This is a genomic window from Butyricimonas faecalis, from assembly GCF_003991565.1.
GTDB lineage: Bacteria > Bacteroidota > Bacteroidia > Bacteroidales > Marinifilaceae > Butyricimonas > Butyricimonas faecalis.
This window is the reverse complement of sequence record NZ_CP032819.1, coordinates 4,575,115-4,588,897: the sequence shown is the minus strand read 5'-3', so window position 1 is coordinate 4,588,897 and position 13,783 is coordinate 4,575,115. Positions and strand designations below refer to the sequence as shown.

The 13,783-nt window shown below is 49.6% G+C and carries 9 protein-coding genes; all 9 read right to left on the bottom strand.

Features of this window, described 5'->3' with window-relative positions; genetic code table 11:
* Nucleotides 1-162 precede the first annotated feature (162 nt).
* The 9 genes from D8S85_RS19600 to D8S85_RS19560 all read right to left on the bottom strand — a co-directional run bounded on the left by D8S85_RS19600 (nucleotide 163) and on the right by D8S85_RS19560 (nucleotide 13,747).
* Nucleotides 163-573 carry a hypothetical protein gene (locus D8S85_RS19600; RefSeq protein ID WP_106482235.1) on the bottom strand — a complete coding sequence of 137 codons (411 nt, stop codon included), beginning with the start codon at nucleotides 571-573 and terminating at the stop codon, nucleotides 163-165.
* A gap of 13 nt (nucleotides 574-586) precedes the next feature.
* On the bottom strand, nucleotides 587-2,059 hold the full coding sequence (locus D8S85_RS19595) for a reverse transcriptase domain-containing protein (RefSeq protein WP_240648755.1): 1,473 nt from the start codon (nucleotides 2,057-2,059) through the stop codon (nucleotides 587-589).
* 648 nt (nucleotides 2,060-2,707) lie between these two features.
* Complete coding sequence (locus D8S85_RS19590; protein WP_240648754.1) at nucleotides 2,708-3,847, bottom strand: hypothetical protein; 1,140 nt, start codon at nucleotides 3,845-3,847, stop codon at nucleotides 2,708-2,710.
* 13 nt (nucleotides 3,848-3,860) lie between these two features.
* The gene (locus D8S85_RS19585; RefSeq protein WP_127075577.1) at nucleotides 3,861-4,760 is read right to left on the bottom strand and encodes a hypothetical protein; all 900 of its coding nucleotides are present in this window, start codon (nucleotides 4,758-4,760) and stop codon (nucleotides 3,861-3,863) included.
* A gap of 3 nt (nucleotides 4,761-4,763) precedes the next feature.
* Complete coding sequence (locus tag D8S85_RS19580) at nucleotides 4,764-5,084, bottom strand: hypothetical protein (RefSeq protein ID WP_005940325.1); 321 nt, start codon at nucleotides 5,082-5,084, stop codon at nucleotides 4,764-4,766.
* A gap of 19 nt (nucleotides 5,085-5,103) precedes the next feature.
* Complete coding sequence (locus D8S85_RS19575; RefSeq protein WP_106482231.1) at nucleotides 5,104-9,336, bottom strand: hypothetical protein; 4,233 nt, start codon at nucleotides 9,334-9,336, stop codon at nucleotides 5,104-5,106.
* Nucleotides 9,337-9,366: 30 nt separating this feature from the next.
* Nucleotides 9,367-9,828, bottom strand: coding sequence for a hypothetical protein (locus D8S85_RS19570; RefSeq protein ID WP_005779424.1), 462 nt, complete (start codon nucleotides 9,826-9,828; stop codon nucleotides 9,367-9,369).
* On the bottom strand, nucleotides 9,825-13,550 hold the full coding sequence (locus tag D8S85_RS19565; RefSeq protein WP_005779426.1) for a coiled-coil domain-containing protein: 3,726 nt from the start codon (nucleotides 13,548-13,550) through the stop codon (nucleotides 9,825-9,827). Before D8S85_RS19565 ends, D8S85_RS19570 begins: the two co-directional genes overlap by 4 nt.
* A complete protein-coding gene (locus D8S85_RS19560) occupies nucleotides 13,547-13,747 on the bottom strand; it encodes a hypothetical protein (RefSeq protein WP_005779428.1) in 201 nt (66 codons plus the stop codon). The genes D8S85_RS19565 and D8S85_RS19560 overlap by 4 nt, the downstream gene beginning before the upstream one ends.
* Nucleotides 13,748-13,783 lie beyond the last annotated feature (36 nt).

The following is a 13,783-nucleotide window of genomic DNA, read 5'->3' as shown; positions in this document are numbered from 1 at the left end:
ATCTTTGCGACATCTCACTCACATAACATACAAATGCGCCATATCGCAGCAGAGGGAATTTTGCCCCCGGCTGTGCGATATGGCGCATCTTTGTGTAAGTATGTGGGTGAGATAACTACTTACAGGCCGGGGGCATTTTTATAGCCTGCCCCCGATAGGCATTTATCCGTTTATAAGCGCATCCGCTTGTTCCTTGCATTGTTCCCGGTAGGACTGAAAATCATCCCACTCGGAAATAAACTCGGCAGCACGCTCATGCTCCGGATTGACAAGAGCTATCATTCGATTTGATTGAATTGCCTCCACTCTGCTTGCCGAGTACCTCGTGCGGATCAGACCGGAAACGAATTCGTCATAAGTAGCCTCTTTTGCTTCAATCAGAGTACCTCCATCCACCATATCACCTGTATAGGCGTATCCCAATACAGGAGCGGACACCGGTTCGGTCACCTCACCCGAACAGGCATCCGACTCAGGAGAATACTCCTCACGCTGCTCGTTCAGATAGCACAAATAATGTTCGTTATCGAACTTTGAAAAAGTCTTTTTTTCTGCATAAATCCCTTTGTACATAATCACCGATATTTTAATCGGGATCGGTTATCTTATAAAAGCATTTACCCCGGTCACCGATTGGTTGTTTAATAATCTTTGCCGAACAGGGTTCATCCAATACTACATCCTTTAACTGTTTTATAAGAGCCTCCGAACCGGTAAAGGAGATATGTTCCACCCAATCCATTTTCGGAGTGCCGTCCTCGTTAGTGAGCAAAACTCCGGTTTTATCCTTTACCTGCTCGTAGATATCATACTGAATGATCAGGCATTCACCCTTATACTTGGATTCTTTTACCTCGAAACCTTTCAGGTGGATTTCCCTGTTCAAAATGTCATCAATGTGGTATTTATCTCCCGTGAGATTACTACCGCTGTTTGTTACTTCACTGAATGTTTTCATATTGAGAGTTTTTAATAAATAAATGCTATTGCAATGCTGCATGAACCCCAACCGGCTGGATGCCTGTATTCGGATCTCCTCATCACTCAGCCCACGTTTGCGTAATTTTGCCACCTCACGGCAGAGGTTTTTCTTGTTCTGCTTACGGGCGAGGCAATAATCATGAAACGTCACGTATCCCACGTAATTAATACCCCTGCTCTCTACCGGGAAAACCTGATAATTCGGCTTTATACTCAAAGCACGTTCATTATTCAGGTAGTGGTTGATAAACACGAGGGTTCCGTGGAGCTTCTCCTTGTTTCCATCCAGCAGGACAATATCATCGGCAAAGCGGTAATAGTACCGGATGCCCATTTCTTCTTTCATGATATGATCCAGTTCGGATAAATAAAGGTTGGCAAAGAATTGGGATAAATAATTCCCGATAGGCACTCCGTTCTCTGCCGAGTCCACGATACCGTCAAGCAAAGCAAGCAGCCGGGCATCTTTCAGCTTTCGGCGGATTACCTGTTTCATGATCTCGTGGTCTATACTCGGATAGAATTTGCGCACATCGATTTTCAGGCAGTACCGGGTTCCCTCCGGATCCGCTTTCAAATCACGGCGGAGCTTGTATAAAAGAGGGTGAATACCACGCCCACGTATGCAAGAGAATGTATCATGGGTGAAATTAGAGAGCCATATCGGTTCAATAACCTGCATTATCGCCCAATGAACGACACGATCCCGGAACGGCAGTTTAAAGATCTTCCGCTCTTTGGGTTCGTAAATGATGAAAGTCTTATATTCGGAGGTGCGGTAAGTACCGGTGATAAGTTCACGCTGGAGCTGTAATAGGTTCGCCTCCAAATGGGAGCCGTACTCTATTACTTCGCTTCGGCGAGTTTTGTGACGGGCGGCGTTGTGAAACGCCTGTTCGAGATTGCCATATTCGACAACTCGTTCAAACAAATTTCCATACCTTTTCATGGTCTGTTTCTGCGGTTCTGAGTGTCTGAGTGTCTGCTTTGCCTTACTCGGAAGCGTTCGAACCGTTACCGGCCTACCAGCGTCCTTTTGAGCGTTCGTCATCTTTTGCCAAGTGGCAAGGTCTTTCACCCCATCTAACCGTTTCCTAACTGCAAAGTATAGGGGAGCGGACACATTCGCATTCGAATTCGAGGCTGCATTGTTCGTATTCGTAGCAAACGCCCCTGCATTCGTGCCATTGTTAGCGTTAGCACCGGAGAGGCGGACACGAAGCCTGCGTCACACTAAGGGTAAAAACAACCTGTTAAACTTGGTTTAACGATGCAAAGATAAGCCTTTTAACTACATTTTCCCAAAACCGGCAAAAAAATCACAAAAATCGACTCGCCTAACGGCGAGTTCCGAAACCCGCCGAACAGCTTTCCAAAAACTCTCAATACAAAATTTCAAAGAACGTTCTTTTCCTCTTTCCGTTTTCGTTTTAGGCCGACATCACCGGATCCGCATCGAAAAAGCAGAGGGGAGCGGACACAGTCGCATGCGAAGTCGAGGCCGCATCGTTCGTAGCCGCAGCAAACGCCCCTGCAATCGTGCCATTGTAAGCGTTAGCACCGGAGAGGCGGACACGAAGCCCTTTGGATGATGCTGAATTCTCCCAAAAATAGTCACAGAAATAAGTCGAGGCGGTCGCTCCGATTTCGGTCGGCATGGCGCAAAGCAAGTAGTAACTTTTCTGTTTGATATAACCGCCGGTTCTCGGAACCTCGCAAACCTTGATTAGACCGAAATCGAATTGTCATCATAACCGGCATAAAGGGACGGGGCAACATAAACCTCGGATTTCTCATCACCCACGTTATCGATAAGCCCCCGGACAATTTTCCATATATGGCCGAAAGGATGTTTCAGGCCAAAGAACACCGGAACCTTTGCCGCATAATGCAGCGAGCCGTCCTCCTTTAGCACGTTGAACGTGGTTTCACCGCAACCGTCACCCAACTCAATACCCGCAGAGGTCGGAACAACCGGGTAATAACCCCACTGATCCCAATTCGGCATATTAGTGGTTCCGGCTCCGAGGCCACCCTGATACAGACCGTTGCTATCCTTTTCAGCAATCACGGCCTCCTGCATATTGCGGGTTCCGAATATGATCATGAAAAGAATTTCAACCACCGCCTGAGCCACGTACCAGTTGGCATCCCAACCCTCGCCACGCTTGCGGGCATAAGTTGAAAAATTACGGTACTGCATATTGGTTGCAACCATCCCCAACTGCGTGCGGTAAGTCCCGTCCCGGCTTGCATCATTGTTTCCACCACGATATTGGGCGGCATCACTCACAACCGAACAAAGGATATTGTTCGTCCTGTCCAGCACGCCACCACCGAGGGCGGAAAGGCCACCGGCGGGAATATACACGCACTGTTTGCCTTTGATGGGAGAAAGGGAAACGGCATAATATTTCAAATTACCCACTTTCCACTCGGCAAAATAAAAACCAATATTCCAACACCACATATACTGTCCCATCGTGCCGTCCAGCTTCGCCGGTGTGCCGTCCTCGAAACGGTAGTGGTTCGTGGGATCCAGCTTGCGCCGGGTACGGTCATCCTGAACGAGGTAACAACCAAGTCCCAACAGCTCTGGCAGCTTGCGGAGCATATCGAGGCTGCCGTGATAACCGGCAGCCCGGTACGTGGAATTCGATTCATTCCAATAACGTCCACAAACGGCGTTTGCGGCGGTGGTAACCGCCTCGGACAAATTCATAACTTTGGACTCTCCGTCCGTGTCCAGCACCTCGATGCGCATATCGCTCACGCTGCCGGAGGCAGTATCGAGTTCGCTGATCTTCTTTCCGGCTTCAAAAGCCGAAAGCATCGCTAACACACGGGTTTCCTGATCGCTTGTCATATTTATCAAGTTTTTAAGTTAAACGTATTCTGCCTTTACTGTCAACCCGGATTTTACCGCCTCCGGTAAGGCGGACGGACGGAGCCTGAACCGTCACGTTTATGGTCTTGTACAAGTGGGTGGCCTGTGTCGGGATCACGTGGATCCGGCTCGTTCCGATCTTCAACGGGGTTACAATACCGGCAGGATCCACGCTCACGGCCACGTCATCACCCAAGAACAAAACATTCTGCAGGGAGTACGAGGGGAACATCTTGGCCACGATACGCTGAACGTAAGGATTACGCTGGGTGATGCGTTTCGTGTAGGTCAGTTCCATCCTCGTGGGAGCCAATGAAGCTGCACCCGATATGGATTCCTGCAGCTGCTTCATCTTCTCGATTTCGGCCTCTGCTGTGGTGGCCGTACTGCTCGCACGGGCGGCAGCGGCAAGAGCTTCCGATTTGGCCGCATTTACAGAGCTGGCCTCCTTATTCGCCGTATCAGCTGCGGAGGACGCTTTCGTGGCGGCATTCGTGGCATTGGAGGCGGCTCCGTTGGCCGCATCCGTGGCTTTCTTTGCCGCTTCGGTAGCTGCTCCGGCAGTACCGGCGGCATCATTGGCACTTTTGGCAGCATTATTGGCCGCTGTGGTTGCCTTATCTGCATTACCTGCAGACGTGTTGGCTTTTACTGCGGCTTCATTGGCGGCTTTCGTTGCCCCACTGACCGCATCCAATGCCACGTCCTGCAATTTGGAGATAGGAGCCTCTACTACTTCCGGCACGCCACCGTTAAAGCGCAAGGCCGGAAGCGAGAGAAGCCCATCCAACGAGGTGGCCACCGGTAGATCACCCACGCCTTTGGATTCGGCTCGGATGATCGCACGCACACGTTTAGCGATTTCCTGCAATTGAGCTTCTGTCAGTACCATAACTTATCCGTCTATCAATTTGACAATTTGTGCGTAACCGCCGGGGCTCAAAACCAATGCGGCTTCTTTTATCATTAGAGCCTCCTCCGCTGAGATTTCGATATCTCCGGTGGATTGATAGATCTTAAGGCTCAAGCTATAAGCACGGATTTTTTCATCACCACTCAAAGCATTCACCCTCTCATCTCTCCACTCCCCACTGAATAGGATCGGAGCAATGACATCTTTCATCAGCTGCTCCTGTTCCACATCCGTACCCTCTACCTTTTTCGTGATCACCAACCCCTTATAATTCATAAAGGGAACATTCAAATTCACTTTCATAAATACCTCCTTTTTATTATTACCAGTTATTATCATTCATTGCGCCCACTATCCATCCTCTGCCTAATAAGTTAGAAGCCGGTGAAGGACTCATGAAATCCGCTATATTCCTACAATCAGCGATAGTACCGCCCGGCCATTTTACCTTATTGCCATTCGAGTAGATATAAATTTCACTATTTTGATTATTCGCATTCATGACCGTTACCCGCTGGCTTTTCATCCCGCTCAATAAATACCGGTACGTCCCTGAAACCTTTATGATCACCAAGTCAACAGGGAAACCGGAAGCATCCCCGGTGGTTCCGTATAACGGAATGGTATAATAGGTCTCGTTATTGGATGACGTGGCCGAGGGTAGGGAGACATATACCTTACCGGTTTCCGTATCCAAACCATTTACGTAATAGTAACCATAACTGCCATATACCACCAGTGTATTGCGTTGCCTTGCCCCGAAATTACCACGACACCAAACATCGGAGGTATAGAAACGGAAAGAACGTTTTTTGTCATAGTCATAGCCCTGATGATACAGGTCACCGTTAAACCACATCTTTCCATCACTGCCAAAGGAGATGCCTCCGACAATATCCCCGCTATTATTCACGCAGTTTAAGGATTTGAAGGAACCCGACACACCGACAACCGTTCCGCTGAACTCGCCGTTCTTGGCGATTATCTTTCCATCCGTGGTGAATTGTACGTTACCATTCGCAGTTACAAGCCCCTCCAGCTTGATATGCTTGGCGTTTATTGTCACGGAGTCCGCCGCTTGGTTGATATAGGAAACAATCGTATCACCATTCTCAAGCGTCTTGCTCGCCCATAACTTATTGCCGTCTGCAGTAGTAATCCACCCAGCCTTGCTGATGGTTCCGTCTATCGTATCCACCCGGCTAACAATGGCATTGATTTGTTGTGCCGTCACGTGAAAGCTGCTCTCGTGCGTGGTGACACGATTGCCAAGGACATCCACCCGGTCAATGGTAGCCCATAGCTTGTTGCCGTCTGCCGTGGTGATCCAACCGGCGGTCTTGATGGTATGGTCTATGATTCCCAAATCATCCTCCGCCTTATCGATACGGCTCACGATAGCATTGATCTGCTGCGCCGTCACGTGAAAGCTGCTCTCGTGCGTGGTGACACGATTGCCAAGACTGTCCACCTCGGTTATGGTAGCCCACAGCTTGTTACCGTCTGCCGTGGTGATCCAACCGGCGGTCTTGATGGTATGGTCTATCTTATTCACCTCCTCGGCCACGGCAAGAATATGCTCGGCGGTCTGCTCGAACTTGGTACTGACCTCTTTTTTATAATCCTCTAACGGATGATTGGTCAGGGTTAGCTGCTCGATATACAAGTCACCGGTAAATTTCAGGAGAAAATCACCGGTTCCGTTCCATACTCCTGATATCTCCAGTATATCAAAGCCCTCACCAGCCGGAATAACCTGCTCCACATAGGGAGCGGATCCACTGAAACCGGCAGTCAGGATCCCCTCCTCGGCGCAATGATATTTCAAGGTTAGAAATATGACGCTGCCATCTTCCGGCTTGGTGATATCCGCATTCAGCTGGCGAATGTGACTCCGTTTGATCCGGAGCATGAAACGGCCATCGAAAGAGTCAATATCGGCCACCTTGTTTTTCTCGGAATAGAAATTCACGCCTAAATCAAGCAGCTGCCCTCCGATATCAAATAAAGCCATATCACTCTCACGCTCCCAATAAGCCATGTCATCCTGAAAGCTGGCGTTTTTCAAAAAGTTATCCTCCTCGGTCATCGTGCCCACAACGCTCTGCATGGCACTTTGCAGCATACCCTCCATTATCTCGAATTTCGTCCGGACATCCTCACCGGTACGCAGACGGAAATCACCCAGCAGATAGGCGTTGTTGGAATACAGACCATATCCCTGCAGCTGCCCCCACCAATAGGTAATAATACCGGCCAGACGTCCAAGCCGGAGACGCACGGCGTTGTCAGGATCCGTTTTCATCCCGTACAGGACATCAAGATACGGACTGCCCTCCTCAACGCTGGTTTGTTTGATAACCCCTTTGCGGTCTGAATTGGTGGCGGAGTCCACACGGGTAAGCACGTCACGAAAAACAACACTACCCTCATCGCCTACAAAATTCTTATAGGTGATGCTATCGAGCCGTTCCTCTCCTTTGGAGGTATCACCGACTTTGGCAGTGACCACCTGCAGTTCGTACTGCTTGATGATACCATCCACGGAAAAACGCTGAACCATCAGGATATCACCCGGACGGAAAGGGTTGTAAAGGACTCCTTTCTCCGTATCGAGATAGATTGTCTTTGTGCCCGCATCGATGTGATCGACACGCATCATGTCAGTTGTCAGACGGGTTCCGTTCTCACCCATCAGTTGTGAGATGACAAATTCATACACTCGCATAACCCCACGGACGGTCATCTCGTCCAGCTCCATGACGGCTTTCTTTTCCTTTACTCCTGCGGCATTAAGCACCTCTTTCCAAAACAATGCCCATCCGGTTCCGCCGGGGAAACCCGAAGTAAAGACCTCGGAGGAAAGCAGACCTTTGAAAGTGGAGTCTTTCTCTACCGTAAGGCTTTCAACAAGAGCCTCGCCGATAACCTTTATCCCCTTCAAAAAGGTTTCAAGCTCTTTCGCCGTGTCGGGTATGTCCTTTCTGAGGTATTTGTCTGCCGTTTCTTTTTCCAGCTTGCTCAAGGAATTTGCGATCGTGCGTATTGTCCGGACGGCGGAAAGGACGTTATACTCGGTGGGATCAATACTGTCCCAGCTTTTCAATACGGTCAGCACGTCCTTATTCAGCTGTTCCTTATAGGCTGCCTGAATATCCACGATATTACTCTCGATCTGATTGATACGCCCGTAATCAACCGCATACGTGCATTCAATATCCATATCTGTGGTATTATTCACCCGGCGGGAGATCTTGGTCACACGGCTCTCGTGAGTGCCGGTGGGGAAATAAATCTCATTCTCCAAAAGGACACGCCGCCCCAATTTCAAATCGATATGGTTCTCATCCAAATAGATGTAATCGGTTGGAGCCTTATAGACTGACGTATCAATGCTTATCGACTCGATATGCTTCTGAACGGCCTCCTCGAATTCTTTTTCCGCCAGCGGATAATACTCTTTAGGCATCCGTATGTTCCAAAGGATATACTCGTCACCCGGCTTCGGGATCAGCAGGCCGCCCGGTAGCTGCTGGTTCTCATACGGGAATTGCGTGATAATCTCGAACTCCTTTGTCTCGGAGTTGAAATTCACCTCAAAATCACGCCCGTTCAACTCCCCGCCTTGAAACGACACCTGTTTAACAAGCCCCTCGATCTCATACGTGTTCGGATCGAAATTCAACCCCTCATCAGTAAAATAATATATAGTGAACGCATTGCCGTCCTCACCTGTGGCCTCTTCCGTCCTGACACAGGTAACAGTACCGATTCGTTTCGGGAATATGTACGCAAAGGCCTCCTCCTCCGCCTGCTCCACGATTCCGAGATGGATATTCCTTTCCACGTAACGGACACCACCCGGAAGCTGCAGGCGGCGGTGGCCGTAATCAGAGGCCACGATATTACGGGTACTGCCAAGAGGATACAACCGGGTAAAGAAAGGAACCGTATCATTCTCCACACGGGAAAGCCTGAGCAGCCCCTTTCCGTACCCCAAAGATACGGGAGTGCCGTGTTCACAACGGCTCAGATTGATAGTGGTTCCCTCGATCCACCATTCGGTATTGAAATTCTTGGCTATTTCCGAAAGGGCATCGAAACAAAATATCTTATCATACTCTATGTTTACATTAGCGGAGGACACCACCTCGCCGATAACCCAATTTTTCGTCCCCTTGATACGGTTTATATTGTCACATATCAGCTGCAGGTGTTCGGCAGCCGTGGCATCATAGGAAAAGGAAAGCTCATCGTCACCGTCCACCATCTTGAGGACTTTGGCCTTTTTAAGCTCACTCTCTATACCGTAGAACTTGCAGCTGTAGGCATACTCAACGGTGGATTTCTGCTCCGGCTTGTAATCCTCCAGCAGCGTGAAGCGTTCACCCTCAAAATCCACGTAATCATTCACGCCCAGTTCCACGTACTCGTAAAGGGTAAACGACAAATTCAGGATATTGTCATTCATCACTTCCTTTACGTGGCGGTCGGAGTCTGACGGCGATACCGCAGTCTTGAACACCCCTTGCTGGTTGTATATTTTAAGCTCCATTTTGAACGCTGTTTGAATAATGTTTGAATACTATAACGAGGGAACCGGTTCCCGAAATTTCACGCTGAATTTTGCGATGACCTCACCCCCGAAATCGGTCAGCTGGGTGTAATCCGTGCAATCCTTGTAATACATCCGGTAACTCCTGCCAAGCTCCGGTGGGTTGATGGTCAACCATCCCTTATTACCGGCCTTGAGAAATTTCAGGAATGACGAATAACGGGACAGGAATTGCGCCCGGTCTGCCGCTATGATCGCAAATTGCAGGGTGACATCACGAGCCTCCCATGCGGGTAAAAGCGCATCAGGCAGTTTCTCCCCGTCTTTTTCCCGGAATGACACAGCCGTGTGCGGCTTTGCCGATGGCGGTTTCAGCAGGGCGGAGTAATTCTTGGTATCACCCGCTTTCTCCTCTGCGAGGAATGCCCCATAATCCACAAAGACATCAACCCCGTTTATCAGTAACAAGCCTTTTAAAATATCCATTGTCATTTCATCTTTAAACCGTTTTGTTTGATATCCCTTATCTCATCGTATATCTTTGGCAAGGCATCGGTGTTCGTCTTTATCTTATCGATCGTTTCCAATGCTCCGCCTATGCCCTCTGATATATTCTCCACGTTCTCATCGATGGAGGCATCGTGCATCTGCAGGGAGGTCATCAATCCCTCCAGCTTTGTACCCTGATCCTGTGTGAGGGTTTGGAAAGCACCGGCACGCCCGCTTTGGGTGGTAGTCTTTTCCTCATCGTTTTTCCAAAGATCATACCCCATAGCGGCGGCCTTGTCTTTCCACGCTTCCATCCACGATTGAGCCGCATCAACGTTATTCCCGATATTGTCATAAAAGCTATCGATCAGGTGCATGGCATCACCCGCAATCTGTTCCTCACTTTTACCGCTTCCATATACCGCCTTTAACTTTTTCTGCAGGTCATCGAACTTATCGGCAAAGAACAGGGAATATGCGATCTGCTCTCCGAGGTTCTCCAGCACGGAAGCGGCCTGATCCGCAAAATTTTCCAATGCCGTGCCGCTTCCCTTGATGGCGGAAGTGATAGAGTCGAGCATTCCCTGACCGAGGCTCCCGAACGTTTCCTGCAGATAATCCTCCAAAGCCTGTTCCGCCTCGTCCATCGCATCTTTCAGGTCGATCAGGTTCTCAAGATAGTTCCGGGTTTCATCGCTCATCTTACGGGTATCGAGAATGACTTGGAGCATCTCCGTATCCAGCTCGCCGTTGGCCTTTATCAGTTCAGGGTAAACATCAAGGATCCCGCTATAAACATCCTTTCCTTTTCCCCAGCCGAACAATCCCGTTTTTTTATGTCCCGTAACGATCTGCGCATCGTTCAACCCGCCAAAACCTTTCTGATAGTTCTCCAGCCGTTTGCGGTAGGTTCCGGCAAAATCACCCGTCATGCGCTCTATCCAGTTCATGGTGGGAGCGTCACCGGCCAGTTCTTCCTTGAATTGCGAGAGGGCATCACGATAGACCTCTATCGCATTGGCGGCCTTTGCTACCTGACGCTCCCCGAATATATTCTCCGCCTTTTCGAGCAAAAGGTTCTGCTCCAGCAGTAAGAGGTTGTATTGCCGCTGGAAATCGAGCTTAGCCTTTTCAATCTCTTTTAGAGCCTCCTTGTGGCGGGCTTCCGCAGCAAAGGCCGAGGTCAGGAAATTTGCGGCCTCACCGATAGCCGCACCGATGCCACCGATCAAGCCACCCTTGGCGAAACCTTGTCCGATATTGGAAACCGCCCCCATCACCTGCTGCATACCGTTCAGGGCATCGGCAACCTCGGTGTTACCCATCTGGTCAAACATATTGGCAAGTTCACCAGCCGCCTCGGACGCAGCCCCGCTGATCGTACCGATTGCGCCGGACACCTCTTTGGCTCCTTTCGCACCTTTGAGTTCGGCAAAGCCTTTCTCAAATGTCTTGAAGATGTTCTCCCACTTATTATTGCCTCCCTTGCCGGTATCGAGCAGTTTATCAAGGGCTTTTTTCAGCTTTTCAAGTTCTGCCGGACTTTTCTCTATGTTTTTCAGTTGATCCGGAGAGATGAACGTGATACCTTTCGCATCTCCCTTGCCGGATAAATATGCACGCAACTGCTTCGCCTGTGAGATAAGTTTCTGCAGTGAGTCGAAAGACATGGAAGAATAATCCCCAAAGAGCTTTTTAAAGAAATCATTGTCCTTTGAGATACTGTCAGCCTCCGCATCATTCACTGATTGGATGCCTTGTTTTACCTTTTCTCTTGCGACGGCTATCGCCCGGTCAATCTCCGCCGAGTTTGCCTCAGTCCGCTCCGCCTCCAATTTAGCGATATCATTATCACCTTGTTTCTTTATAGCCGCACGCTGTGCCTCATAGTCACGATATTTAGTCAGAAGTTCCTGCAGGGTTTCCTGCTGTTTCTTCTTTTTCTCCTCGTTATCCTTTTTCTCCTTACCGTCAATCTCTGCAACGGTGGCATCATATATCTGTGCAGCCTGTATACGCTGGGTTGCGGCCTGTGCCGAGATATTGGCAAGCTGCTCAGGAGTAACTTTTTCCCCGGCGGCTTTCAGCTTGTTATAAAGTTCAATGCGCTGTTGCTCCTCACGGTTGATACGCTCTTTCTCCCGCTCAAAGTTCAACGATGCCTCCTCACGCTCCTTGTCATATCCCTCTTTCAGGATGGCGATACGCTGATCCTCTATCTTTTGACGGGCTTTCAGTTCTAACTCGGCAAGGTTGTTGGCCGGTTTCGCTTTATCCTTGTTGTTCTCAGGAGCCACGAACCCGCCGATACCGGATTTCTTTCCCAGCTCGGCATATTCCTCCTGCAGCTTCTTTGCTTCCTCCAAATAAGCGTCCCGCTGCTCCTCGGCGGCTTTTACGGCTGCATCCTTGGCCTCCTTATTATGTTTCTCTATCAACGCCTGAGCGTCAATCTGACCGTAAGACTCGCTTTGAGCCATATAAAGCCCCATTTTAGAGAACCAGCCCATCGAACCCTCGACATCGGATTCAGGAGTGGCTTTTACCTCGTTCACCGTTTCGTCCGCTTCCACGGCCTTGTTAACAAGACTTTGGGCTTTCGCCTGCAGGAAAAGCATTTGGATATAGTCATCACTCTTTTGGATCAGCACATCATACCACTCGGCAACGGTATTGTAATATCCGAAGCTCTCGCCGTATTTCCGGTTCAACTCCTCAACTTTGGCCTTTTCCTGCTCCTTGCTACCGGTAAAGTCTTTCAGGCTTTTCGTGGTATTCTCTATCTCAAAGCGGGTTTTGATCATTTGGGAACGCCCGTCACTTTCTATTTTAACCCGTTCTTTGGCCTTTTCCGCCGCTGCCTCCTGAGCATCGCTGTATTTATCCCAAAGCACGATAAGCCCCGTTATAACGGCGGAAAGCCCCAGCGTAAGGGTGGCCATCAAAGCGGTGGCAGCCGCATTGGAGATGCCCAATGACACGGCCAACTTTGTATTGGCCGCCGTCAGCAGCTTTTTCATCTTGACAACGGTGACCAGCCGGAAAGCGGAGTCCTTGTTCAGGGTATTCATGACTTGCTGCAGCCCCATAGTGACGGCCATGACGCTCTGCACACGGGTTTGTATCTTTATCAGATCCTCGTTTTCCGAGGCGAAAATCCCCATGACACCGGTGGCGGTCGTGAACAGACCGGACAAGCCATTCACACCGCTCATCACTCCCTGCAAGGCTGCATCATCATTGGCGAGAATATTCGTTTGGGTACGCAGGTCACCGATCGTATCGGCTAATACGGCGGCTTTATCGGCCATATCCGCATACTCTTTGGTGTTCTGTTTGCCCTCCAAACGCAGGCGAGCCATCGCATCCTGCATCTCCCGGAGCTGCATCGAAAGACGTTTGGTGGAAACGGCTGCCTTGTCATGCTCCGCTTCAAGGGAGGAGAGTATGTTCTTGTCCTCCTGCAGGGCTTTGGTACAGGCATCTATCTCCGCACGCATCTCCAGCTGCGCCTTTCCGGGTGCGAGGTTGTCGTACTGCTTCTTTAAATCCTTGAGACAGGATTCAACATACTTGATCTGCTCTTTTTGGGCGGCAATACGGTCTGTGATGTTTTTAGACACCTGCTCGGCCTTATCTCCCAGCGTTTCGGCGGACTTGCCCGCCTTGTCAATGCCGGGAGAGAGCTTGTCTCTCATTATGAATTCTATCTCAACGGGTTTCATTGTTCTTTCAATCGTGATTGGAAAAATCCGGAAAGGCTTTTAGGTTTCCCTTTACCGCCTTTGCTTCCGGTTCGGTTGTTATCATTCTCTTTCTCGTAATGTGGCGCATCGGCAAGCATCATCCGGAGGGTTTGGTAATTGACACCCCAAAGAATGTATTTTACACTCCAGCCGGTGGCCGCAGCTATCTGCCACACTATACCAAAGGGGCTATGGGATCCGACATATTTCGT